Origin of the sequence: Delftia sp. PE138 (genome assembly GCF_018320755.1) — a bacterium.
Lineage (GTDB): Bacteria > Pseudomonadota > Gammaproteobacteria > Burkholderiales > Burkholderiaceae_C > Comamonas > Comamonas tsuruhatensis.
The window spans coordinates 66,509-91,381 of the sequence record NZ_JABEPN010000004.1 but is presented as its reverse complement, the minus strand read 5'-3'; the positions used below and the strand labels follow the sequence as shown (position 1 = coordinate 91,381).

The following is a 24,873-nucleotide window of genomic DNA, read 5'->3' as shown; positions in this document are numbered from 1 at the left end:
CGCTCCTTTCACGCAGGCCCGTGCGGATGGGGACGATGCCATCAGGCCTGCTCCGGCTGGACTGCAGCGGCTGCCTTGCGGCGGCTGGCAGAGCCGGCCTTGGGCGCCGCAACCGACTTGGGCGCGCCGGCCCTGGATGGCGCCTTGCCGGCATCGACGCTGGCCAGCAGGTAGTGCAGCAGCAGGCCCACGGGGCGGCCCGTGCCGCCCTTGGCGGCGCCGCTCTTCCAGGCCGTGCCGGCGATGTCCAGATGAGCCCAGGGAATGTCTCCCACGAAGCGCTGCAGGAACTTGGCCGCCGTGACTGCGCCACCTGCGCGGCCTGCCACATTGCCCATGTCGGCGAAATTGCTCTTGAGGCCTTCGCCATACTCCTCGTCCAGCGGCATGCGCCAGCACGGGTCGAGCGCGGCATCGCCCGCCTGCTCCAGCGCACGGGCCAGCTCGTCGCTGGGCGAAAACATGCCGCTGCGCAGCCCGCCCAGGGCGATGACGCAGGCGCCGGTCAGCGTGGCGATGTCCACCATGGCGCGGGGCTTGAAGCGGGCGGCGTAGGTCAGCGCATCGCAGAGCACGAGGCGGCCTTCGGCATCGGTGTTGAGGATTTCTATGGTCTGGCCACTCATGCTGGTGACCACGTCGCCCGGCTTGACGGCTGCGCCTCCGGGCATGTTCTCGGAGGCCGGAATGAGCCCGACCACGTTGATGGCCGGCTGCAGCTGGGCCAGCGCCTGGAACACGCCCAGCACGCTGGCGGCACCGCCCATGTCGAACTTCATCTCGTCCATTTCGGCGGCAGGCTTGAGCGAGATGCCGCCGGTATCAAAGGTAATGCCCTTGCCCACCAGCACCACGGGCGCGGCGCCCTTGGCGCCGCCGTTGTAGTGCAGCTCGATGAAGCGCAGCGGCTGCTCCGACCCCTGGGCCACGGCCATGAAGGCGCCCATGCCGAGCTTGGCGACTTCGGCGGGGCCGTGGATCTTGCAGCTGATGCCGGGCAGCTTGGCCAGGGCACGGGCTGCGTCGGCCAGCAGCGTGGGAGTGGCGTGGTTGGCCGGGCGATTGGCCCATTCGCGCGCCAGGGCCATGCCTTCGGCCTGGGCCACGGCGATCTTGAAAGCGGCGGCGATGCCGCCCTTGTCCCCGCTCTTGTCGCCGGACTTGCCGGACGCGGCACTGGCGCCCGTCGCCGCGATCACCAGCTTCTTGAGCGCCACAGGCTTGGCCTGGGGCTTGGTGTGGGTATAGCTGTAGCAGGCATCGGCCGCTGCCACCACCGCCGCTGCAACAGCGCCACCCGTGGCCTCGAAGCCGAAGCACAGCACGGCCTTGCCAACGCCGCTTGCCTTGAGGGCCAAGCCTGCGCCTGCCACCGCCTGGCGCACGTCGCGGGCCGAGCCGCTGCCCGCGCCCAGCAGCACGACGCGGCGGGCGGTCACGGCCGGCAGGCCGTACAGTGCCAACTGCTTGCCGGCTGCCGTTTCGAAATCTCCGGCCTTGACCGCGTGAGCGACCAGGGTGGACAGCGCGTCGCTGCCCGTGGCCGTGGCTTCGGTCACCAGCACCAACAACAGGTCACACTTTTCACGTACTGCAGCGGCAGTCGTCAACGGCTTCAGTTCAAAGTTCATAATCGGCGTTTTCCTTTCAGCCAATGTTATTCGATTCATCCATACGCAAAGAGCTGGCCCGCAGCTTCGGTGCCACGGTCGTGGTGCTGATCACGGTCGTCATGACCATGATGCTGATCCGCACGCTGGGTCAGGCTTACAAGGGCAATGTCAGCCCTTCCGACGTTCTGCTGGTCATGGGATATACGGTGCTTGGCCAGTTGCCCACCATCCTGGGCCTGGGACTTTTCGTGGCCGTGGTCGGCTCGCTGTCGCGCATGTACCGCGACAGCGAGATGGTGATCTGGTTCGCCGCAGGCCAGGGACTGGCCAGCCTGCTGCGCCCGCTGCTGCGCTTTGCCTGGCCGGTGCTGGCCGTGATCGCCGTGCTGGGCCTGGGCATCCTGCCCTGGGCCAATCAGCAGATCGAGCAGATCAAGACCCAGTTCGAGCAGCGCAGCGACATCGACCGCATCGCTCCCGGTGAGTTCCAGGAGTCTGCCGGCGGCTCGCGCGTGTTCTTCATCGACAAGGACGTGCCCAGCGCCACCGCTGCCAACAATGTGTTCATCGTGGCCAATGAGCGCGGGCGCGAGTCCGTGACCTCGGCGCGCGGGGCGCGGCTGGAAGTGGTCAAGGGCGAACGCATGGCCGTGCTGACCGACGGCCAGCGCATGGAGACGCAGACCAGCGACGGCTCGGTGAAGATCAGCGAGTTCAAGGAATACGGCACGCAGCTCGGCAGCGGCAACAATCTGGCCGCCGCCGAGGAAATGGCCGCGCGCAGCACGTACACGCATGAGCTGCTGCCGCGCACCGAACCCATCTACCGCGCCGAACTGGGCTGGCGCATAGGCCTGCCTCTGGCGGCGCTGAACTTCGTGATCCTGGGCCTGGCCGTGGCCAGCGTGAACCCGCGTGCCGGTGGCAGCGGCAGCCTCATGCTCGCGCTGTTCGCCTTCATCGTGTACTACAACCTCATGACGCTGGGCGAGAACTGGGTGGCCTCGGGCAAGCTGAGCATGCCCGCCATGACGGCCCTGCTGCACGGCGGCACGTTGCTGCTGGCGCTGCTGGTGCTGCTGGTGCGGCACAGGCGCTGGTCGCCGCGCGATCTGTGGCGCAGGCCCTGCAAGCCGACTGCCCTGGACGACGCGAAGGCGGTGCCATGATGAGAGTTCTGAGAAACCTGCTGTACCGCGACATCATCGCGGCCGTCGGCTATGTGACGCTGGCCTTCCTGGCGCTGTTCTTCTTCTTCGATCTGGTCGATGAGCTGCGATGGGTCGGGCGCGGCGGCGACAACGGCTACAAGATCACGCACGCGCTGCTTTTCGTGGTGCTGCGCATTCCCAGCCACCTGTACGAGCTGATGCCCATCACCGTGCTGATCGGCACCATCTACGTGATGGCGCGCTTTGCCCAGAGCTCGGAATTCACCATCATGCGCACCAGCGGCATGGGCCCCTGGCTGGCGCTGCGCACGCTGATGGTGCTGGGCCTGGGCTTTGTGCTGGTCACCTTCGGCACCGGCGACTACCTGGCACCTGCGGCCGAGAACGCGGGCCAGAACATACGCGCCATCCACCTGGCCCAGCTGTCACGCGGGGCCACGGGTGCCTGGCTCAAGGAGCGCCAGGGCGATCATTCCATTGCCATCAACGTGCGTGCCATTCGCGGGCCGGGCGATTTCTCGAATGTGCGCATCTTCGACTTTGACGGCCAGGGCCGCATCTCTGCCCAGATCCATGCGGAATCGGCGCAGGTGAGCGAAGACGGAGAATCCTGGATGCTCCAGGGCGTGCAGGCCAGCCGCCTGACGGCCAAGCCCGACGGCGGCATGGTGCTGCAGCGCGAGAAAGAAGACAGCATGAACTGGAAGACGGGCATCAGCGCCGAGATGGTCTCGGCCGCTTTGCTCAAGCCCGATCGCATGTCCACCATCTCGCTGTTCCAGTATGTGCGCCACCTGGAAGCCAACGGCCAGGCTGCGCAGAAGTACGAGATCGAGTTCTGGCGCAAGGTCTTCTACCCGATGAGCTGCCTGGTGATGGTGGTGCTGGCCCTGCCTTTCGCCTACCTGCATTTCCGCTCGGGCGGCATCGCGGCCTATGTGTTCGGCGGCGTCATGGCCGGCATCAGCTTCTTCCTGCTGAACAACGTGTTCGGCTACATCGGCACGCTGCAGACCTGGTCGCCCTGGCTGACCGCTGCGGCGCCGGGCCTGCTCTACAGCCTTCTTTCATTGACGGCCTTCACCTGGCTGGTGCTGCGCCGCTAGGACCGTTGCCATGCAAAACGAGACAACATCTGCCGGCAGGACCGGACTGATCCTGCTGGCACACGGCTCGCGCGACGCCTTGTGGCGCCAACCCATCGAGGCCGTGCTGAAGGCCGTTCAGCAGACGCATCCCCAATCCCTGGCCGCCTGCGCCTACCTGGAGGCCTGCGCGCCCGACCTGCCCACTGCCGCGCGCGGGCTGGTCGAGGCCGGCGCCACGCACATCACCGTGCTGCCCCTGTTCCTTGGCACGGGCAAGCATGCGCGCGAGGACATCCCGAAGCTGGTGCAGGAGATAAGCGATACCCATCCGCAGGTGGCCGTGGACCTGCAGCCGGCCGTGGGCGAGCATCCGCGTGTCACAGCCCTGCTGGCAGAACTGGCACTGGTGGCCACGGAGCCCCGTGGCGCACCGGGAAGCTGAAATAACGAATCGCTTCTTTATATAAATGCAGCATAATGGCGCGCAGCACCCTGCTGTCACCGCCATGAACCTGCACCAATTCCGATTCGTCCAAGAAGCGGCGCGCCGCAACCTCAACCTCACCGAGGCGGCCAAGGCCCTGCATACCTCGCAGCCCGGCGTCTCCAAGGCCATCATCGAGCTGGAGGAAGAGCTGGGCATCGACATCTTTGCGCGCCACGGCAAGCGCCTCAAGCGCATCACCGAACCCGGCCTAGAGGTGCTCAAGAGCATCGAGCTCATCATGCGCGAGATCGGAAATCTCAAGCGCATCGGCGAGCAGTACAGCGCCCAGGACAGCGGCACGCTGTCGATTGCCACCACCCACACACAGGCCCGTTACGTGCTTCCGCCTGCCGTGGCACGGCTGCGCGACCTGTATCCCAAGGTCACGATCAGCCTGCACCAGGCCACTCCGGCAGAGGTGGCGCGCATGGTCATCGACGAGGTGGCCGACATCGGCATGGCCACCGAATCCCTGGCCGACTACCCCGATCTCGTCACCCTGCCCTGCTACGAATGGCAGCACGTGCTGGTCATGCCCACAGGCCACCCGCTGGCGCAGAAAGAGCGCATCACGCTGGACGACATCGCCCACGAATCGCTGATCACCTACCACCCTTCGTTCACGGGTCGCGGCAAGATCGACCAGGCCTTTGCCACGCGCCGCCTGCGTCCGCGCATCGTGCTGGAGGCCATTGACTCCGACGTGATCAAGACCTATGTGCGCCTGGGCCTGGGCATCGGCATCGTGGCCGAAATGGCCATGCGCGAGGACCCGGTCAATGACCTGGTCGTGCGCCCCATGGGCCACCTGTTCGGCCAGAGCGTGGCACGCGTGGCCATCAAGCGCGGCGCCTACCTGCGCAATTTCGTCTACCGATTCGCCGAACTGCTCAGCGACCGCCTGACGCGCGATCTCATCATGCGCGCCATGAACGGCCACGTGCACGACTACGAACTCTGATCCTCCGCCCCACCGGACCTGCAGTGCGGGTCCGCTCCCGCTGTCCGCTGTTTCCGCCATGACTTCTGCCACGCCCCGCACGCCCGCCTTCCCCAGCCGCCTGCCCCATGTGGGCACGACCATCTTCACCACCATGTCGGCCCTGGCCGCCGAGCACCAGGCGGTGAACCTGGGCCAGGGCTTTCCCGATTTCGGCTGCGACCCCAGGCTGGTCGATGCCGTCACGGCCGCCATGCAGGCCGGCCACAACCAGTACCCGCCCATGCCCGGCCTGCCCCAGCTGCGCCAGGCCATGGCCGACAAGATGCAGGCGCTGTACGGCCGCAGCTACGATGCGGGCACCGAGATCACGGTCACGGCCGGCGCCACGCAGGCCATCCTCACCGCCATCCTGGCCACCGTGCATGCTGGCGACGAGGTCATCGTGCTCGACCCCTGCTACGACAGCTACGTGCCCAACATCGAGCTGGCCGGCGGCGTGCCCGTGCGCGTACCGTTGACGCCGGGCAGCTTCAAGCCCGACTTCGCCAAAATTGCCGCCGCCATCACGCCGCGCACCCGGCTGCTGATCATCAACAGCCCGCACAACCCCAGCGCCACCATCTGGAGCGATACCGAGATGCTGCAGCTGCAGGAGCTGCTGGCGCCCACCGACGTGCTGCTGATCAGCGACGAGGTCTACGAGCACATGGTCTACGACGGCCGCCAGCACCAGAGCGCCGCGCGCTTTGCCGGCCTGGCGGCGCGCGCCTTCATCGTCTCCAGCTTCGGCAAGACCTACCATGTCACGGGCTGGAAGGTGGGCACCGTCGCCGCGCCGGCCGCACTCACGGCCGAGTTCCGCAAGGTCCACCAGTTCAACGTCTTCACCGTCAACACGCCCATGCAGGCGGGCCTGGCCAGCTACATGGCCGACCCCGCGCCCTATCTTCAGCTGCCCGCCTTCTACCAGGCCAAGCGCGATCTTTTCCGCCAGGGCCTGGAAGGCTCGCGCCTGCGCCTTCTGCCCACGGCGGGGACCTATTTCGTCTGCGCCGACATCTCGGCCGTGTCGGACCTGGACGAAGCCGCGTTCTGCCAGTGGCTGGTCCGGGAGCATGGCGTGGCGGCCATCCCGCTGTCGGCCTTCTATGGCGACGGCTTCGACCAGCGCGTGGTGCGATTTTGCTTTGCCAAGCAGGACAGCACGCTGCGCGCGGCACTGGATCGGCTGCGCAAACTCTGAGGTTTGTGGGCGAGCGGGCCTGCAGCCCCGGATAATGAGAAGCATTCTCGAATCCAGCTGCGGGCCTTTTGTTCCGCTCACCCATGCCCTCCTCCTCCCAGCGCTACACCACGGCGCAGCTCGACGCCATGCGCCAGCGCCACGGTTTCAGCGTGCGCTTTCTCTCTGCCGTCTCCGAAAACGATTGCATCTTCGAGGGGCAGGTGCAGGAGCACCAGCTGCCCTCGGGCCTGCAACTGGTCAGCTCCGACATCCGCATCGACCACGGCTATGAATCGACATCCGAGCACCCGCGGCGCTTCACCGCCGTGGTCCTGCTCGACGGCCAGGCCGAGCTGCAGTTGCCGGGCGCCCGCCGTGCACTGAGCGTGACGCGCCATGCGGCGGCGGCATTCTCGTGCGGCGACACCGAGATTCTCAAGGCCACCCATGTGGCGGGCCAGACGGTGCGCGGCTTCAACCTGTCCATCGAGGCACCCGAGGCCTGCGCCGATGCCGAACTGGCCGAGCTGCTGCACCATGCCCTGCGGCAGTCCGGCCCGCCGCTGCATGCCTGGTCGCTGCCCGAGCACCTGGCCGTCTCGCTGCGCCAGCTGCTCGATGGCGTCTGGAGCGGCAGCCTGGCCCGGCTGCACCGCGAAGGCATTGCGCTGCAGGTGCTGGCCTGCGCGCTGCAGGCACATGCGCAGCCGCGGCCTGCGCCCTTGCCGCGCATCCATCCCCGGGACAGGCGCGGCCTGGAGCGCGTGCGCGAGTGCATGGATGCAGCGCCGGGCCAGGCGTACAGCCTGGACGACCTGGCGCGCCTGGCCTGCATGAGCCCGACCACGCTGCGCGAGAAATTCCAGGCCGCCTACGGCCAGACCGTGTTCGGCTGGCTGCGCGAGCGCCGAATGCAGCTGGCGCGCGAGCGGCTGGCACAGGGCTGGAGCGTGCAGGAAGCAGCCGACTGCGTGGGCTTTCAGCACGCCAGCAATTTCGCCACGGCCTTTCGCCAGCGCTTCGGCCACGCGCCCAGCCAAGGCAGCCTGCGTCACAAGCCATAGGACTGGCGTCGCCGGGAACAGGCGGCGGCGGCGCACATTTCCCACAATCCGGGCTCACGCCCAGGACCATGGAAATGATGAGCATTCGCATTCAAAACCCCGCCCCGCGACAACCCCAAGGCGCGCGGACCCCGCTGTCCCTGCTGATCTGTGCCCTGTGTGCCGCCCCTGCGTCAGCAGTCTGGGCCGCCGACGAGGACAGGCCCGCTGCCAGGAAAGGCGACACCGAACTGGGCACCGTCACCGTGCGCGCCGCCGCCGATGCGGGCACCACCGAAGGCACGGCCCGCTACACCAGCGGTTCCACGGGAACGGCCACGGGCCTGCAACTGTCGGCGCGCGAGACACCGCAGTCGGTCAGCGTGATCACGCGCCAGCTCATGGACGATGCCGGCCAGCTCACGGTCTCGCAGACGCTGGAGGCCTCCGCGCCCGGCCTGTCGGTCAGCCGCAGCGACAGCAACCGCTACCAGTTTTCCTCGCGCGGCTTCGGCATCAGCAACTTCCAGTTCGACGGGCTGGCCTCGCCCATCAACAGCCTGTGGAACTTCGGCGCCACCGACATGGACACCGCCTTCTACGACCGCGTGGAAATCGTGCGCGGCGCCACGGGCCTGCTCAATGGCTCGGGCGATCCGTCGGCCACGGTGAACTTCGTGCGCAAGCAGCCGCACGAGACGGCGGGCGGCCATGCCTCGCTGACGCTGGGCCGCTGGAACCTGCGCCGCGCCGAGGCCGATCTGTCCCTACCGCTGGACCGCGAAGGCCGCGTGCATGGCCGCGTCGTGGCCGTGCAATCGGACAGCGACAGCTACGTCAGCCACTTCGGCCAGCGCAGGCAGGGCCTGTACGCCGTGGTGAGCGCGGCCCTGACGCCCGCCACCCGGCTCGTGACCAGCCTCGAATACCAGAAGAACACCAGCCCCGGCATGGGCGCCGGCTTTCCGCTGTTCCATGCGGACGGCAGCCGCACGGCCTTCGACCGCTCGGTGTCCAACAACACGCGCTGGTCGCATTTCGGCACGGAGAACACCACGGCCACGCTGGACCTGACGCACCGGCTGGACAACCGCTGGCTGCTGCGCGCCGCCTACAGCCGCAACGACGGCAACTACGACATGCGCTACGTCTACCGGGGCGGCGCGCCGGACGCCAGCACCGGCCTGGGCATGGCCAACTCCTTCATCAAATACCGGGGCGACCGCTCGCGCGACAGCCTGCACCTCACGGCCAGCGGCCCGGTCGCGCTGTTCGGGCGCCAGCACGAGATTGCCGTGGGCTGGAACCATGTGCGCGACGACATCGACATCCGCCGCTACGCACCGCTGGGCACGCCGCCCGCCACGGACAACTTCCTCGACTGGCGCAACGGCAGCCTGGCCGAGCCGGGCTGGTCCGACGTCTCCAACGGCGGCGACGACAGCCGCATGCGCCAAAGCGGCGGCTATGCCGTGGGGCGTTTCTCGCTGGCCGATGGCTGGACGGCCGTGGCCGGCGCCCGCCTGAGCCGCTGGTCCACGCGCCAGAACTACTTCGGCAGCCTGCGCGACTACCGCTACAGCAACGAAATCACGCCCTACGCCGGCCTGCTGTGGGACATCGATGCCCGGCACACGGCCTACCTGAGCTACACGGAAATCTTCACACCCCAGAACTACCGCGACAAGCAAGGCAGCATCCTGGACCCCGTCACCGGCCAGGCCTTCGAGTTGGGTCTCAAGGGCTCCTGGCTGCAGGACCGGCTGCAGGGTTCTGCCGCGCTGTTCCAGACCCGCCAGGACAACCTGGCGCAGGACACGGGCGAATTCATCGACGGCACCACAGACCAGAAGGCCTATCGCGGCGTCAAGGGCGCGCAGGTGCGCGGCATCGATCTGGAACTCAGCGGCGAGCCGGCCCGGGGCTGGCGCCTGGGCGCCAGCTACACGCACTACACGGCGCGCAGCGCCAGCGGCGCCGCCTTCAACACAACGCACCCGCGCAGCCTGGTCAAGCTCACGGCCATGCGCAGCTTCGAGGGTGCGCTGCAAGGCCTGAGCCTGGGCGGCAACCTGCGCTGGCAAAGCCGCATCTGGCAGAACGTGACCAACCCGCTGCGCCAGAGCGTGCAGGTAGGCCAGGGCAGCTACCTGGTGGTCAACCTCTCGGCCCACTACCGCCTCGACCCCACCTGGTCGGCCAGCGTGCAGCTCAACAACCTGCTGGACCGCCAGTACTACAGCCAGATCGGCTTCTACAACCAGGGCTGGTGGGGCGAGCCGCGCAATCTGACGGTGAGCCTGAAGGCGGATTTCTGAGCTGCATCGGCATTGGCGTCGGCATGGACATCGGCAATGCCCGCCCCACCCCGGCGCCGTAACGGGCGCCGGCCCATGCCATGGGGCGCATCGTGCACGTCCACGCAGGCGCCGCAAAGCCGCATGTTCGCGGGCAGTTTCACGGCAGCGCCGGAGGCGGATTCAGCAGCGGTGCGGTCCATGCCACAGGCGAGTCCCGGAGCCTTGCGCCGTGATGGCAGGCGCAATGACGGGCGCATGTCAACGCAATCCTTCTCATTTGCCGAGCAAGGCCGGACAGGTCATTCGCCCGCCGCATGACGTCCTGCCAAAACATTGATTGACGTCAAGACAGCCACCATCCAGCATTGGCCCGCCTGAAAAATCCGCCGCTGGCCCCAGCCGCTGCGCCACCAGAACATCGACAAGGAGACATCCCCCATGCCCCGTACCCTTTCACGCAAGCAATTCCTGCGCGCGGCCGCGCTGCTTGGCGCCACGCTGCTGCCCCTGCCCCAGGCCTGGGCGGATGCCTATCCCACCCGGCCGGTCAAGCTGGTCGTGCCCTTCGCTCCTGGCGGCAATACCGATGTGCTGGCGCGCATGGTGGCACAGGGCCTGTCCGAGTCGCTGGGCCAGCCCGTGATCGTGGAAAACATCTCCGGCGCCAACGGCTCCATCGGCGCCAGCCGCGTGGCTTCGGCGGCCAATGATGGCTATACCCTGCTGTTCGGCACGGCCGGCACCCAGGCCATCAACCAGAGCCTGTACAAGAACCTGAGCGAGAAGAACCTGGGCGATTTCGAATACGTGGCCCTGGTCACCACCATCCCCAACGTGCTGGTGGTCAACGAGGCGCGCACGCCCGCCAGGACGGTGAAGGACCTGGTGGCACGCGCCGCCGCGCAAAAGACCGGCATGAGCTATGGCTCGCCGGGCAGCGGCTCCACGGTCCACCTGTCGGGCGAGCTGTTCAAGAGCGCCACCCAGCTGGACATGGTGCATGTGCCCTACAAGGGCAGCGCGCCGGCCCTGACCGACCTGCTGGGCGGCCAGATCGATTTCATCTTCGAGAACGTCACGCCCGCCCTGCCCTTCGTGCAGTCGGGCAAGCTCAAGGCCCTGGCCGTGACCTCGGAGCAGCGCCTGCCCGCCCTGCCCGATGTGCCGACCATGAAGGAAAGCGGCTACCCCGCCTTCGTGACCGGCACCTGGAACGGCGTGCTGGCGCCCAAAGGCACGCCGGCAGCCATCGTCAAGCGGCTGGAGGATGCCACGCTCAAGGTGGCGGGCCATGCCGACTTCAAGTCCAAGGTGACGGCGCTGGGCGGCGAAGTGCGCCTGCTGGACTCCAAGGCCTTCCGCGAATTCACGCGGGCCGAGTACCAGCGCTGGAATGCCATCGTTCAGACGGCGAAGCTGGAGCGGCAATAACGCCGGCTCCGTTCCCCGCCTCCGGCGCCCGCTGGCGGCGGGCCCAGAACGTCTCGTTCGCCCAGCGCGGCTCCAGCGCATAGTAGTGCTCGTGATGGCTGCGGTACGCGGCGCGTATCGACCGGATCCACGCATCCCAGGCAGGCAACGCACCGGCGTCGCCCGCCAGGCTGCGGCGCACGGCCAGGGCGGCCTCGCTGCCGGTGACCAGGCTGTTGAGCAGACCCTGCGATGCCAGCGGATCGAAGGACAGGCAGGCATCGCCCACGGCCAGCCAATCCGGCCCGCTGGCTGCATCCAGCCATTGCTCGTGGGCGGCGGCCACCCGCAACGGCTCCAGCACCTGGCTGCCCACGCTGCGCGCGCCCACCAGGGCCGTGCGATCGGCCATGTCCAGCAGATCCGCCGTGCTGCGCAGGCGGCGGGCTTCGGGCAGGTCGATATCGGTCTGCCAGGCAATCACGCAACTGCCATCAGGCAGATCGGCGCTGTACCACCAGCCTTCGGCATCCGACTCGATCATGGTGGTGCCTGCATGCTCATGCGATGGCGGCTCCACCCAGGCGTGAAAACAGACCAGGCGGCCGTCGCGGCGGACCTCGGCACCCGCCTGCCGGGCCAACCGGGCCGCGCGGCCCGTGGCATCGACCACGATGCGGCAGGACAGCTCCAACGGGCCGTGCGCCGGGTCGCCCTGCGCCCTATCGATCAGGCAGCGCCAGCGCATGGGCGCGCCCGGTGGCTGGCGCTGCAGGCTGCGCAGCGTGGCGGGCACCAGGCAGGGCACGCCACGGCTGCGCGCAGCCTCCAGCAGCATGGCGTCGAAGCGCTTGCGGTCCAGGTGCCAGCCCGCGCCATGCGGGTCGAACAGTGCGTCCTGAAAGATGACCTCGGAGCTTCCCCACAGTGACCGCCGCGACCAGGCAGGACGGTGGCCCTGTGCCGCGAACGCATCCCACACGCCCAGGTCGGACAGAATCACCCGGGCCGCAGCGGGCAGGGTTTCGCCAATGGCCCGCCCAGCCTGCACGGCGCGTCCTACCAGCGCCACGCGGCAATGCCCTGCCAGCTGTGCGGCAACGGCCGCGCCCGCCGGTCCCGCGCCCACGACGAGCACATCCAGTTCATCCGGCAGCGGCGCGGTGGCCATGGCATGCGCAGACATAGACATGGCCGCCATTCAGCGCGGCAGCACCGGGCCGCGCTGCGTCAGGGCGCGCAGCTGCTCTTCGTTGTCTGCGTCGAAGGGCTCGATGCGGGGAGGCGCTTCCTGCCCGGCCGGTTGCACGGCAGTCTTGAGCATGTGCGACGGCGCCGGGGCGATGCGGTTTTCCACCTGCATCAACGGCGGGAAGTCCTTGTCGCCACGCGGGCCCGGCCGATTCTCGATGACGCCCATGTCACCGAAGTGGCTGATCATGCGGTTGATCTCGCTCTCATAGCCTCCCTCGCCCAGGGTGCGGAACCACGACTCGCGCCGGTTGAAGGCGGCGACACGCTGCTCGCGCGGCAGCTCGGTATCAATGACCTTTTCATAGGCCTCCTGCGTCAGCACCTGGTTGGGCACGCGGGCCGGCCAGAACGTGGGCAGGTAGGGGTCGTAGCGCGGGCCGTAGCCGGCGTAGTAGCCGCTGCGGCAGCTGGCGGTGTCGGTCTGCCAGGGAACGGCCATCCAGCGCGTGAGGTCGCCGGCCACCTGTGCATACAGCGGCCCGCTCTCGGACAGCGCCACGGCGGGAGTGAGCCGGGAGCCGTAGAGCTGCAGCTCGGGCGGGTTCTCGGCCGCCTCGCGGATGCGAAATGGCGCCCGGTACATGCTGGCGTGGCGCATGGGCCAGGTGATCTCGCAACCCGGGTGAAAGGCATCGGCCAGGCAGTCGTCCATGGCGGCATGGTCGAGCATGGTGGGCTGCTCCTGCAGCGGCACATCGGACAGCTGGGCCGGGTACTTCTGGCCGGGCGTCCAGTCGGAGAGAAAGTGGCCTGCGGCCCACAGGTCCAGCATCCTCAGCTGCGTGGCCGTCAGCGCCGCATGCTGGCGCGGCGTGTCGGCCGGCGGCACGGCCATGGCGTCGCCATACAGCCAGGGCCAGGGCTGGGGGGATGCGCCGTCCCGGTCAAAGCGCCGGAAGGCATTGGCCACCTGCTGGCGCAGCTCGGCCCAGGTCGTGCCCGGGCTGTTGAGCCTGGCGATCCACGCCTCGTCATCCGCACTGGCGGCGGCACCCCAGCCGAACTGGGCGGCAAAGCCCTTGTTCGCCCACTGCAGGCTGCTCTGGCGCTGGAGTATGGGCAGGATGTGCCGGCTGAAGGAGACCTGCAGCGGAAACGCAGCCATGCCCGAGCGGATGAAAACATCCTCCATCAGGTCCTTCATGGTGCGCACCGACTTCATCTGCGGGCCGTAGTTGGGCGGCGCAACCGTGACCCATGCCGCATCCACCGGCACGGAAACGCCGTCCACGACGACCTTCGCGCGCACCGGGCCGTCGGCCACATCGTCATGCCAGCCCTCGTTGTTCGCAAACGTGGTGGCCTTGGAGCCATCCACGGAGGCAGAGACGCCACGGCCTCCCAGCACGAGAAGCTGGCCCGTCTTTTCAATGCGCAATTCGCCCAGATAAACCGGCTTGCCGCAGAAACTGCCGCTATCGAATGCCACCGGGGCCGAGCCTTTGGCAATTCGGCGGCCTCCCGGTCGAATGGCCAGGCTTTTCCGGTCCTTCACCTTGGCATTGCGCAAAATCGTGGGATCGGCCGTTGCGGCTTCAGGCACGTCCAGCGCCAATTGGAATTGATACCAGGCGGCTTTGGTATTGGCCAGTTCGACTTCCCATTCGATTTCGTCCTGGTCGGCCGTGAGTTCACGCACCACTTCGCCTGCGGCGTTGTAGCCGTAGATGCGAAAGCGCGCAGCCTGGCGCTTGAGCGCGCCCTGCGCATCACGCAGGCTGCCCGGCGCCATGGGCGGCACATGCATCAGCTCGGGGCCGACATAGTACTCATCCGGGCTATTGCCAATACGCGCCACACCAATTCCCGGGTGTATGGCAGCACGCACAATGGTGGAGTCGATTCCCATTTGTCGCCCTTTCAGTTGCTGAGGCACTGATTGCAACAAACGGTATCAAAAATGCCGAGACAAAGTTAATTATCGGGAATCGACAATCCATAGCAACGCGCAAATCGATTCATATGAACCCATTGGCGCGAAAGATGCCGAATCGCTATTGATAATGAATTGGCAAGATAAATACCGGTTCACAGCAGCACGATGTCGTACTGCTCCTGTGCCATGGCGGTCTCGGCCTGCAGCGAGATGGGTTTCTTGATGAAGTCGGACAGGCCGGCCAGGTGCTGGCTTTCCTCGTCCAAGAACATCTCGACCACCTTGGGCGAGGCCACGATGCGGAACTCGCGCGGGTTGAACTGGCGCGCCTCGCGCAGGATTTCTCGCAGCACCTCGTAGCAGACGCTGCGCACGGTCTTCACATGGCCCTTGCCCTGGCAGACAGGGCAGGATTCGCACAGCATGTGGGCCAGCGATTCGCGCGTGCGCTTGCGCGTCATCTCCACCAGGCCCAGCTGCGAGAAGCCACCTGCCATGGTCTTGACCCGGTCGCGCCCGAGCTGGCGCTTGAATTCGGACAGCACCTCGGCCTGGTGGTCGTCGCGCACCATGTCGATGAAATCCACGATGATGATGCCGCCCAGGTTGCGCAGGCGCAGCTGGCGCGCGATCTGGTGGGCGGCTTCCAGGTTGGTCTTGAAGATGGTGTCGTCGAAGTTGCGCGCGCCCACGTAGCCGCCGGTATTGACGTCCACCGTGGTCAGCGCCTCGGTCTGGTCCACGATCAGGTAGCCGCCCGACTTGAGGTCCACCCGCCGGCCCAGCGCGCGGGCGATTTCCTCGTCGATGGCGAACAGATCGAAGATGGGCCGCTCGCCGCGGTAATGCTGCAGCTTGGGCACGGCCGCCGGCATGTACTCCTGCCCGAAGGTCATGAGCAGGGCGAACTGCTCCTTGGAGTCGATGCGGATGCTCTGCGTGCCTTCGCCCACCAGATCGCGCAGCACGCGCTGCAGGAGGTTCAGGTCCTGGTGCAGCAGCGACATGGGCGGCAGGCGCACCGAGGCCTCCTTGATGCGGCTCCAGGTCTTGCGCAGGTAGCGGATGTCGTCGGCCAGCTCGGCATCGCTGGAGTCCTCGCCATTGGTGCGCAGGATGAAGCCGCCGCCGCCGCCGGTCTCCTTGGTGCCGACCAGGCCCTGCAGCCGGGCGCGCAGGGCATCGCGCTCGCCCTGCGGGATTTTCTGCGAGATGCCGATGTGGTCGTCCTGCGGCAGCAGCACCAGCAGGCGTCCCGCAATGCTGATCTGCGTGGACAGGCGCGCGCCCTTGGTGCCGATCGGATCCTTGATGACCTGCACCATGATGGTCTGGCCCTCGAAAACCTGCTTTTCGATGGGCACGACAGGCATGTCCTTGCGCGCGAACATCGGGGCCTCGCCCCCTTCCTGCCGCTGCCAGACATCGGCCACGTGCAGGAAGGCCGCGCGCTCCAGGCCGATGTCGATGAAGGCCGACTGCATGCCCGGCAGCACACGCGAGACCTTGCCCAGGTACACGTTGCCGACCAGGCCGCGCTCCAGCGGGCGCTCCATGTGCAGTTCCTGGACGGCGCCGTTCTCGATGATGGCCACGCGCGTTTCCTGTGGCGACCAATTGATCAGAATGTCTTGCTGCATGCTGTGCCTGTGGTGTGCTTTGTCGTTTGTATTTCTCGGCCGGAGCGGCCCGGCAGACATCTTGCCGTGCCGCGCGCTGCCGTCGGCCGTGCGCGCCTGCCTGCACGCCCCTCGGGGCCCAGGTCGGGGAGCTGGCCTACAGCGCCCAGCCCAGCTCGCGCAACAGCGCCGCCGTCTCGAACAGCGGCAGGCCCATGATGCCCGAGTAGCTGCCTTGCAGCCACTGCACATGGGCCGCCGCACGGCCCTGTATGCCATAGGCACCGGCCTTGCCCATGGGCTCGCCCGAGGCCACGTAGGCATCGATCTGCTGAGCGCTCATGGCCGCAAAGCGAACCCGGGAGACCGACAGCGCAGCCAGGCGCCGCGCGCCATGCTGTATGGCCACGGCCGTCAGCACCTCATGCTCTCGGCCGGCAAGCCCCGTCAGCATGCGGCGTGCATCGTCGGCATCGGCGGGCTTGCCCAGAATGCGGCCGTCGAGCGCCACCGTGGTGTCCGAGCAGAGCACGGGAGCGGCAGCCAGCGCACGGCGCGCGTGGCGGGCCACGGCAGCGTCGAGCTTGAGTGCGGTCACGCGCTGCACGTAGTCGCGCGCTGCCTCGCCGGCCAGCTCGGCTTCCATGGCCTCGGCATCTTCGGCGATGTCGCCATCCGCATTGGGCAGCAAAAGCTCATGGGCCACGCCCAGCTGCTCCAGCAGTTGGCGGCGGCGGGGGCTTTGGGAGGCTAGGTAGATGAAGGGCGGCATGATGAAAATGAGAAATGCCTTCAGCCCTTTGTATCAAAGCGCCGAAGGCTATCAAAATCATAGTATCACGAGATCTTCCGATCCGCATGACACCGCCGCTGCCGCTATTCCCGGTGGTAGGGATGGCCGGCGTTGACCGACCAGGCACGGTACAGCTGCTCGATAAGGAGCACCCGCACCATGGCATGCGGCAGGGTCAGGTCCGACAGGCGTATGCGCTCGTGTGCGGCCTGCCTGAAGGCGGGGTCCAGACCGTCCGGGCCTCCGATGATGAGAGCCACGTCATCGCCCTCCAGCTGCCAGCCCTGCAGGCGCTGGGCCAGGGCCTTGGTCGTCAGATTGGTGCCGCGCTCATCGAGCACCACGATGCGCGTGCCGCGCGGAATGGCGGCCTCGATGCGCTTGCGCTCGGCCGCGTACAGGGTCTCGACCGTCTTGGAGCCGCGTGGCTCCGTCTTGACGGCCTTGAGCTCCACCTTGAGTTCCGGAGGAAAACGCTTGGCGTAGTCGTCGTAGGCTGTCTGCGCCCAGTCGGGCACATGCTGGCCCACGGCCACGATCAACAGCTTCATGCAGCGTCAGCCCTGAACCGCTCAGGCCTTGGCGCGGGGAGCGCGCTTGGCTGCCGGCTTGGCGGCAGGCTTGGCAGCGGCGCCAGCCTTGGCCTTGGCGGGGGCGCGGTTGACCACCACGGTCTTGATGGCCTTGGGCGCCGCCGTCTTGCCGGCCGGCGACTTGGCTGAGGCCGACTTCACAGCAGCCGACTTTGCGGCGGCCGGCTTTGCCGCTGCGGAACGGGGTGCAGCGGCCTTGGCAGGGGCCGCCTTCTTGGCAGCGGGCTTCTTGGCGGCGGCGGAGGCTGCGCCAGAAGCGGCCTTCTTGGCTGCAGGCTTGGCAGCGGTTGCCGCCGCCTTCTTGGTTGCAGCCTTCTTGGCCTTTTCTTCCGCCTTGTCGGTGGCAGCCGAGCGCGTGGGCTTGGGAGCGCCCAGCTTCAGGCGCACAGGCGTCTCGCCCCAGATCTCTTCCAGGCGGTAGTACTGGCGGATGGCCGGCTGCATGACATGGACCACGGCCTGGCCGCAGTCCACGATGATCCACTCGCCGTTTTCTTCGCCTTCCTGGCGCGGCACGGGGAACCCGGCCTGCTTGACGGCGTCGCGCACGCTGGAGGCCAGCGCCTTGGTCTGGCGGTTGGAGGTGCCCGCAGCCACGATCACGCGCTCGAACAGCGGCGAGAGCTTTTCGGTATTGAAGACCTGGATGTCTTGGGCCTTGACGTTTTCGAGGCCGTCAACAATGGCGCGTTGCAGCTTGGTCACGTCGCGCTTGGCTGCGGAATCCGATTTGGTGGAAGTGGTCATCAGGCGGTGATCAATGGAATAGGAATGGGATCAATATAGCGCGAGCGCCGTGCGGCCCGTAGAGGGCTGGGCTGTAGCGGCGCTCCAAAATGCATGGAGTTCGCCCACAGATCGCCGGAAGATTTCGCGCCGAAGAAAGTGGAGAACGCAGCCAACGCTGCGCCTCAAGCTATTGAAATTATAGTTTTGCCGCCTATTCCCTTGCACGCGCGGATTTCGCCACGCCGCTCGGGATGGCGGCTTTCGGGCTCAAAGCCAGTCGCGGGGCACCAGGAATTGCTCCAGCAAAGCGCGCTCGGGGGTGCCGGGCGCGTCCTCGCGCTGGTAGCTCCAGCTCGCATGCGGTGGCATGGACAGCAAGATGGACTCCGTACGCCCGCCGGACTGCAGGCCGAAGTGCGTGCCCCGGTCCCAGACCAGGTTGAACTCCACATAGCGGCCGCGGCGGTAGCGCTGGAAATCGACCTGCTGCTGCCCGTAGTCCATGGCCTGGCGGCGCTCGACGATGGGAAGGTAGGACTCCAGAAAGGCATCGCCCACCGAACGCAGCATGTCGAAACTGCGCGCCTGGCCCAGTTCCGAGAAGTCGTCGAAGAAGATGCCGCCGATGCCGCGCTGCTCGTTGCGGTGCTTCAGGCGGAAGTACTCGTCGCACCAGGTCTTGAAGCGCGGGTAGAGCGTGTCGCCAAAAGGCGCCAGCGCATCGCGGCAGACGCGGTGAAAGTGCTGTGCATCTTCCTCGAAGCCGTAGACCGGCGTCAGGTCCATGCCGCCGCCGAACCAGCAGGTGGGTTCGTTGCCCGGCTGCCCTGCCGCACCTGAGCCGGCCGCACCTGAGCCGGCTGCAATCATTCGCACATTCATGTGCACCGTAGGCACAAAAGGATTGCGCGGATGGAAGACCAGGGACACGCCCATGGCCTCGAACGGCGCACCGGCCAGCTCAGGCCGGTGCTGCGTGGCCGAGGGCGGCAGCTGCGGCCCGCGCACATGCGAGAAGCCGCAGCCCGCGCGCTCGAACACGCGGCCGCCTTCCATGATGCGGGTGATGCCATCGCCCTGCAGGCGCTCGCCGGGGCCCTTGCTCCAGGCGTCGGACAGAAAGCGTGCACCGCCCTCGCCTTCCACCTGTTCCAGCGCCTGCGTGATGCGGGCCTGCAGGCCCGTCAGGTACTCGCGCACCTGGGCCACGGGCAGCGCCTGCCCGGTCGATTGCTCTGCCATGGACTCAGTTCTTCACGGCACGGAAGCCGATGTCGCGGCGGTACTGGGCACCATCGAAATGGATGCCGCGCGCCACGTCATAGACCTTTTGCTGGGCCTGCTTGACGCTGTCGGCCAGCACGGTGACGCACAGTACGCGGCCACCGCTGGTGACGGGAACGCCATCCTTGAGCTGGGTGCCGGCATGGAAGACCATGGCATCGGCGGCGTCCTGCGGCAGCCCGCTGATGGCATCGCCCTTGCGCGGGTCCTCGGGGTAGCCTGCTGCGGCCATGACCACGCCCAGCGCCGTGCGGCGGTCCCATTGCAGCTCGACCTGGTCGAGCTTGGCATCGGTGGCCGCCAGCATGACGTCCACCAGATCGCTCTTGAGACGCATCATGATGGGCTGGGTCTCGGGGTCGCCCATGCGGCAGTTGAACTCCAGCGTCTTGGGATGGCCGGATGCATCGATCATCAGGCCCGCATACAGGAAGCCGGTGTAGGGAATGCCGTCCTTTTCCATGCCGCGGATGGTCGGCAGGATGATCTCGCGCATGGCGCGGGCATGCACGTCGGCCGTGACCACGGGCGCGGGCGAGTAGGCGCCCATGCCGCCCGTGTTCGGGCCCTGGTCGCCGTCCTTCAGGCGCTTGTGGTCCTGGCTGGTCGCCAGGGCCAGGACGTTCTTGCCGTCGCACAGCACGATGAAGCTGGCTTCCTCGCCGGCGAGGAATTCCTCGATCACCACGCGGGCGCCGCCGTCGTTGTGGGCCACGCCGTACTTGTTGTCCACGAGCATGAAGTCCACGGCGTCGTGGGCTTCCTGCAGCGTGGTCGCAACGACCACGCCCTTGCCTGCGGCCAGGCCGTCGGCCTTGACCACGATGGGCGCACCCAGGCGGTCCACATAGGCGTGGGCAGCAACCGGGTCGGTGAAAGTCTCGTAGAGCGCCGTGGGGATGCCGTGGCGCGCCATGAAGTCCTTGGAGAAGGCCTTGGAGCTTTCCAGCTGGGCGGCCGCCTTGGAGGGGCCGAAGATGCGCAGGCCATGGGCACGGAACTCATCGACCACGCCGGCCGCCAAAGGCGCCTCGGGGCCCACCACGGTCAGCGCGACCTTCTCGGCCTGCGCCCACTCGCGCAGCGCCTGCGGGTCGGTGATGTTGAGGTTCTCCACCTTGCCGCCGGCCAGGCCCGTGCCACCGTTGCCGGGGGCCACATAGACCTTGGTCGATTTCGGCGATTCAGCCAGTTTCCACGCCAGGGCGTGCTCGCGGCCTCCGCCACCAATCACAAGAATTTTCATAGTTCAGCGTTGTGGTAGACGTCCTGTACGTCATCCAGGTCTTCGATCATGTCCAGCAGCTTTTGCATGCGGGCTGCGTCATCGCCTTGCAGGGCGATGGTGTTTTCCGGGCGCATGGTGACTTCAGCCACCTCCGGCGTCAGGCCCTTGGCCTGCAGCGCGTCGCGCACGGTTTCGAACTCGGCGGGTGCGGTCAGCACCTCGATGGCCCCCTCATCATCGGTGATCACGTCCTCGGCACCGGCCTCTAGCGCCACTTCCATGATCTGGTCCTCGTCGCTTCCGGGAGCAAAGATCAGTTGTCCGACATGCTTGAACTGGAAGGACACGGAACCCTCCGTGCCCATGTTGCCACCGTACTTGCTGAAGGCATGACGCACATCCGCCACAGTGCGCACGCGATTGTCGGTCATGGTGTCCACGATGATCGCCGCGCCGCCAATGCCGTAGCCTTCGTAGCGGATTTCCTCGTAGGTCACGCCTTCGAGATTGCCCGTGGCCTTGTCGATGTTGCGCTTGATGTTGTCGGCCGGCATGTTGGCCGCCTTGGCCTTTTCCACCGCCAGGCGCAGGCGCGGGTTGGCGCTGAGATCGCCCCCTCCCGTGCGTGCCGCCACCATGATTTCACGGATGATGCGAGTCCAGACCTTGCCGCGCTTTTCGTCCTGGCGGCCTTTGCGGTGCTGGATATTGGCCCATTTACTGTGTCCTGCCACAGGCTGTCCTTTGATATTGATTTAACCTTGCGGCTGGGATTTTACTTTTGACCGCATGCTCCCCCGAGGAAACCCGAAATGGCCGCTCCACTTCTGATCGCCCGCCACTCTGCCACAGAATGCCTGCTGCTGCCCGCACTGGCCAATCGACATGGCCTGATCACCGGCGCCACGGGCACCGGCAAGACCGTGACGCTGCAGAAAATGGCGGAAGGCTTCTCCGAAATCGGCGTGCCGGTGTTCATGGCCGACATCAAGGGCGACCTGTCGGGCATCAGCCAAAGCGGCAGCACCGGCGCCAAGATGGCGGCTTCGCTGCAGGAGCGCGGCATCGAGATTCCCCAGCCCCTGGCCTGCCCCACCACGCTGTGGGACGTGTTCGGCGAGCTGGGCCATCCGGTGCGCGCCACGGTTTCGGACATGGGGCCGCTGCTGATCGGGCGCATGCTGGCCCTGAACGACACGCAGATGGGCGTGCTCAACCTGGTCTTCAAGATTGCCGACGACAACGGACTGCTGCTGCTGGACCTCAAGGACCTGCGGTCCATGCTCCAGCACGTGGGCGACAACGCCAAGCAGTTCACCACCGAGTACGGCAACATCAGTGCCGCCAGCGTGGGGGCCATACAGCGCGGGCTGGTGGCCATCGAGTCGCAGGGCGGCGACAAGTTCTTTGGCGAGCCCATGCTCGACATCAACGACCTGATGCAGACCGATGCGGGCGGCAAGGGCGTGGTCAACATCCTGGCGGCCGAGAAGCTGATGAATTCGCCGCGCCTGTACTCCACCTTCCTGCTGTGGATGCTGTCCGAGCTGTTCGAGCGCCTGCCCGAGATCGGCGACCCCGACAAGCCCAAGCTGGTCTTCTTCTTCGACGAGGCCCACCTGCTGTTCAACGATGCGCCCAAGGTGCTGCTCGAACGCATCGAGCTGGTGGTGCGCCTGGTGCGCTCCAAGGGCGTGGGCGTGTATTTCGTCACGCAAAACCCGATGGACGTGCCCGACACCGTGCTGGCCCAGCTGGGCAATCGCGTGCAGCACGCGCTGCGTGCCTTCACGCCGCGCGACCAGAAGGCCGTCAAGGCCACGGCCACCACGATGCGGCCCAAGCCGGGGCTGGACATCGAGGCCGCCATCACGGAGCTGGCCGTGGGCGAGGCCCTGGTGAGCTTCCTCGATGAAAAGGGCCGCCCCGGCATCACCGAACGCGCCTATGTCATTCCACCGGGCAGCCAGATCGGTCCGATCAGCGAGGAGCAGCGCAAGGTCTTGCTGGCGCAATCGCTGGTGGCAGGTGTCTATGAAAAGGCGGTGGACCGCGAATCGGCCTACGAAGTGCTGCGCGGACGCACGGCAGCATCCGGCGACGGGACCTCGCCGGCAGGCCCTGCCGGAGCCGCACCCGCCGCCAGCGAAGGCGGCGGCGCCATGATGGACGGGCTCAAGGATCTTCTGTTCGGCACCACAGGCCCGCGCGGAGGCAAGCACGACGGCCTGGTGCAGACCATGGCCAAGTCCACCATGCGCACCATGGGCAATTCGCTGGGCAAGGAAATCCTGCGCGGCGTGCTCGGCGGCATCCTGGGCAACAAGAAGCGCTGAAGCGCTGGCGCACCGGCACTGCGCCGCATCAAACACCATAGCACCCAGCCGTTGCCATGCAACGGCTGGCGCATTTCAGGGCGCTGAAAGCCTGCGCATGCGGCTATGATCGAAACCGCCTCCATCCACTTTGCGGAACCGCACGCCATGACGACGAACAGCCCTCCCTCGCTGCCCACCTATGACGACGTTGCCGCCGCAGCCGGCCGGCTGGAGGGCGTGGCCCACCGCACCCCCATACTGCGCAGCCGCACCGCCGACGAGCTGCTGGGCGCCCAGCTGTTCTTCAAGTGCGAGAACCTGCAGCGCACGGGTGCCTTCAAGATACGCGGCGCCTACAACGCGCTGTCGCAGTTCACGCCCGAGCAGCGCAAGCGCGGCGCCCTGGCCTTCTCTTCGGGCAACCATGCCCAGGCCGTGGCCCTGGCCGCGCAGATGCTGGACATGCCCGCGCTCATCGTCATGCCCGAGGATGCGCCTGCCTCCAAGATGGCGGCCACCCGCTCCTACGGCGCCCAGGTCGTGACCTATGACCGCTTCACCGAGGACCGCGAAGCCATCTCCCGGCGCCTGGCCGACGAGCGCGGCATGACGCTGATCCCGCCGTTCAACCACCGCGACGTGATTGCCGGCCAGGGCACGGCGGCCAAGGAATTGTTCGAGGAGGTGCCCGATCTGGACTACCTGTTCGTCTGCCTGGGCGGCGGCGGCCTGCTGTCGGGCAGCCTGCTGGCAGCCGGACAGCTCTCCCCGCGCTGCAAGGTCTATGGCGTCGAGCCCCAGGCCGGCGACGATGCCCGCCAGTCGCTGCGCGCAGGCCGGATCGTGCAGATTCCCACGCCCCACACCATTGCCGACGGCGCGCAGACCCAGTCCATCGGCGATATCACATTCGCCATCATCCGCGAGCATGTCGAAGATATCCTGGCCGTGGCGGACGAGCATCTGGTGCAGGCCATGCGCTTTTACGCGGAACGCAAGAAAATCGTGGTCGAACCCACGGGTGCGCTCTCGCTGGCGGGCGCCCTGCATGGCGGGGTTGCGCTGTCGGGCGCACGCGTGGGCATTCTCATCAGCGGCGGCAATGTGGACCTGGCGCGCTACGCGCGCTTTCTGCACGACTGAACCGACCCCTGGCGCCGGCCCCAAAATACCGGCGCCCTTTTTTCCAGAAGAAAACCATGAGTACTCTGCACCTGATCGACCACCCGCTGGTCCAACACAAGCTCACGCTGATGCGCCGCAAGGAAGCCAGCACCAACAGCTTCCGCCGCATGCTGGGCGAGCTGTCCACGCTGATGGCCTACGAGATCACGCGTGACATGCCGCTGCAGGACATCGAGATCGAGACCCCGCTGGAGACCATGACCGGCAAGGTCATCGACGGCAAGAAGCTGGTGCTGGTGTCCATCCTGCGCGCCGGCAACGGTTTCCTCGACGGCATGCTCAACGTCGTGCCCGGCGCGCGCATCGGCCACATCGGCCTGTACCGCGACCCCGAGACGCTGCAGCCCGTCGAGTACTACTTCAAAATGCCCTCCGAGATGGAAGAGCGCGACGTGCTGGTCGTCGATCCCATGCTGGCCACGGGCAATTCGGCCGCCGCCGCCGTGGCGCGCCTGAAGCAGCTGAACCCGAAGTCCATCAAGTTCATGTGCCTGCTGGCCGCGCCCGAAGGCGTGGCCACCATGCAGAAGGCCCATCCCGACGTGGACATCTACACGGCCGCCGTGGACCGCCAGCTGGACGCCCACGGCTACATCCTGCCGGGCCTGGGCGACGCGGGCGACCGAATCTTCGGCACCAAGTGAGCCGCCGGGCGCTGGGCGCCTGCACCCACAAAAAAGCCGCAGGATGTGCGGCTTTTTTGCTTGGCAGCG

General features: G+C 67.0%; 21 protein-coding genes. 11 read left to right on the top strand and 10 right to left on the bottom strand.

Translation table 11 applies throughout. From position 1 onward, the window contains the following. Nucleotides 1–41 precede the first annotated feature (41 nt). Entirely contained in the window at nt 42–1,631 is a 1,590-nt protein-coding gene (locus HFGMBDPB_RS15340) for a leucyl aminopeptidase (protein WP_212645688.1), read from the bottom strand. Nucleotides 1,632–1,654: 23 nt separating this feature from the next. On the opposite strand from HFGMBDPB_RS15340, the gene lptF reads away from it, so the two are divergent. The 8 genes from lptF (at nt 1,655) to HFGMBDPB_RS15300 (ending at nt 11,302) form a co-directional block, all read left to right on the top strand. Continuing rightward, on the top strand, nt 1,655–2,782 hold the full coding sequence (gene lptF, locus HFGMBDPB_RS15335; protein WP_016445883.1) for an LPS export ABC transporter permease LptF: 1,128 nt from the start codon (nt 1,655–1,657) through the stop codon (nt 2,780–2,782). Next, a complete protein-coding gene (gene lptG, locus HFGMBDPB_RS15330) occupies nt 2,782–3,891 on the top strand; it encodes an LPS export ABC transporter permease LptG (RefSeq protein WP_017407657.1) in 1,110 nt (369 codons plus the stop codon). The genes lptF and lptG overlap by 1 nt, the downstream gene beginning before the upstream one ends. Before the next feature lie 10 nt (nt 3,892–3,901). After that, entirely contained in the window at nt 3,902–4,315 is a 414-nt protein-coding gene (locus tag HFGMBDPB_RS15325; RefSeq protein ID WP_016445881.1) for a sirohydrochlorin chelatase, read from the top strand. 64 nt (nt 4,316–4,379) lie between these two features. Next, nucleotides 4,380–5,321: a CysB family HTH-type transcriptional regulator gene (locus tag HFGMBDPB_RS15320; protein WP_212645687.1), complete on the top strand. Its 942-nt coding sequence runs from the start codon at nt 4,380–4,382 to the stop codon at nt 5,319–5,321. 58 nt (nt 5,322–5,379) lie between these two features. Further along, complete coding sequence (locus tag HFGMBDPB_RS15315; protein ID WP_212645686.1) at nt 5,380–6,546, top strand: pyridoxal phosphate-dependent aminotransferase; 1,167 nt, start codon at nt 5,380–5,382, stop codon at nt 6,544–6,546. A gap of 83 nt (nt 6,547–6,629) precedes the next feature. Further along, entirely contained in the window at nt 6,630–7,592 is a 963-nt protein-coding gene (locus HFGMBDPB_RS15310) for a helix-turn-helix transcriptional regulator (RefSeq protein ID WP_212645685.1), read from the top strand. A 77-nt stretch (nt 7,593–7,669) separates the two neighbouring features. Then, entirely contained in the window at nt 7,670–9,889 is a 2,220-nt protein-coding gene (gene fauA / locus HFGMBDPB_RS15305; RefSeq protein ID WP_249343452.1) for a TonB-dependent alcaligin siderophore receptor FauA, read from the top strand. A 420-nt stretch (nt 9,890–10,309) separates the two neighbouring features. After that, the gene (locus tag HFGMBDPB_RS15300; protein ID WP_016445876.1) at nt 10,310–11,302 is read left to right on the top strand and encodes a Bug family tripartite tricarboxylate transporter substrate binding protein; all 993 of its coding nucleotides are present in this window, start codon (nt 10,310–10,312) and stop codon (nt 11,300–11,302) included. Here the strand turns inward: HFGMBDPB_RS15300 and HFGMBDPB_RS15295 are convergent. The 9 genes from HFGMBDPB_RS15295 to HFGMBDPB_RS15255 form a co-directional block, all read right to left on the bottom strand. Then, on the bottom strand, nt 11,238–12,473 hold the full coding sequence (locus HFGMBDPB_RS15295; protein ID WP_249343451.1) for an NAD(P)/FAD-dependent oxidoreductase: 1,236 nt from the start codon (nt 12,471–12,473) through the stop codon (nt 11,238–11,240). The two genes, HFGMBDPB_RS15300 and HFGMBDPB_RS15295, sit on opposite strands and share 65 nt — an antisense overlap. A 9-nt stretch (nt 12,474–12,482) precedes the next feature. Beyond that, the gene (locus tag HFGMBDPB_RS15290) at nt 12,483–14,384 is read right to left on the bottom strand and encodes a LodA/GoxA family CTQ-dependent oxidase (protein WP_212645683.1); all 1,902 of its coding nucleotides are present in this window, start codon (nt 14,382–14,384) and stop codon (nt 12,483–12,485) included. A 179-nt stretch (nt 14,385–14,563) separates the two neighbouring features. After that, nucleotides 14,564–16,051: a ribonuclease G gene (rng, locus tag HFGMBDPB_RS15285; protein ID WP_016453532.1), complete on the bottom strand. Its 1,488-nt coding sequence runs from the start codon at nt 16,049–16,051 to the stop codon at nt 14,564–14,566. A 136-nt stretch (nt 16,052–16,187) separates the two neighbouring features. Continuing rightward, nucleotides 16,188–16,802 carry a Maf family protein gene (locus tag HFGMBDPB_RS15280; RefSeq protein WP_047218151.1) on the bottom strand — a complete coding sequence of 205 codons (615 nt, stop codon included), beginning with the start codon at nt 16,800–16,802 and terminating at the stop codon, nt 16,188–16,190. Between the two features lie 104 nt (nt 16,803–16,906). Further along, a complete protein-coding gene (gene rlmH / locus HFGMBDPB_RS15275; protein ID WP_012205361.1) occupies nt 16,907–17,374 on the bottom strand; it encodes a 23S rRNA (pseudouridine(1915)-N(3))-methyltransferase RlmH in 468 nt (155 codons plus the stop codon). Nucleotides 17,375–17,395: 21 nt separating this feature from the next. Beyond that, a complete protein-coding gene (gene rsfS, locus HFGMBDPB_RS15270) occupies nt 17,396–18,163 on the bottom strand; it encodes a ribosome silencing factor (protein WP_212645682.1) in 768 nt (255 codons plus the stop codon). A 249-nt stretch (nt 18,164–18,412) separates the two neighbouring features. Beyond that, on the bottom strand, nt 18,413–19,387 hold the full coding sequence (hemF, locus tag HFGMBDPB_RS15265; RefSeq protein WP_016446884.1) for an oxygen-dependent coproporphyrinogen oxidase: 975 nt from the start codon (nt 19,385–19,387) through the stop codon (nt 18,413–18,415). Nucleotides 19,388–19,391: 4 nt separating this feature from the next. Then, complete coding sequence (purD, locus tag HFGMBDPB_RS15260) at nt 19,392–20,675, bottom strand: phosphoribosylamine--glycine ligase (RefSeq protein WP_012205358.1); 1,284 nt, start codon at nt 20,673–20,675, stop codon at nt 19,392–19,394. Then, entirely contained in the window at nt 20,672–21,391 is a 720-nt protein-coding gene (locus HFGMBDPB_RS15255) for a YebC/PmpR family DNA-binding transcriptional regulator (protein WP_012205357.1), read from the bottom strand. The genes purD and HFGMBDPB_RS15255 overlap by 4 nt, the downstream gene beginning before the upstream one ends. A 78-nt stretch (nt 21,392–21,469) precedes the next feature. Between HFGMBDPB_RS15255 and HFGMBDPB_RS15250 the strand changes: the two genes are divergently transcribed. From HFGMBDPB_RS15250 to upp, 3 genes are all read left to right on the top strand, one after another. Next, nucleotides 21,470–22,993: a helicase HerA-like domain-containing protein gene (locus HFGMBDPB_RS15250; protein ID WP_212645681.1), complete on the top strand. Its 1,524-nt coding sequence runs from the start codon at nt 21,470–21,472 to the stop codon at nt 22,991–22,993. Between the two features lie 147 nt (nt 22,994–23,140). Continuing rightward, complete coding sequence (locus HFGMBDPB_RS15245) at nt 23,141–24,118, top strand: threo-3-hydroxy-L-aspartate ammonia-lyase (RefSeq protein WP_026062217.1); 978 nt, start codon at nt 23,141–23,143, stop codon at nt 24,116–24,118. A gap of 56 nt (nt 24,119–24,174) precedes the next feature. After that, complete coding sequence (gene upp / locus HFGMBDPB_RS15240) at nt 24,175–24,804, top strand: uracil phosphoribosyltransferase (protein ID WP_012205354.1); 630 nt, start codon at nt 24,175–24,177, stop codon at nt 24,802–24,804. Nucleotides 24,805–24,873 lie beyond the last annotated feature (69 nt).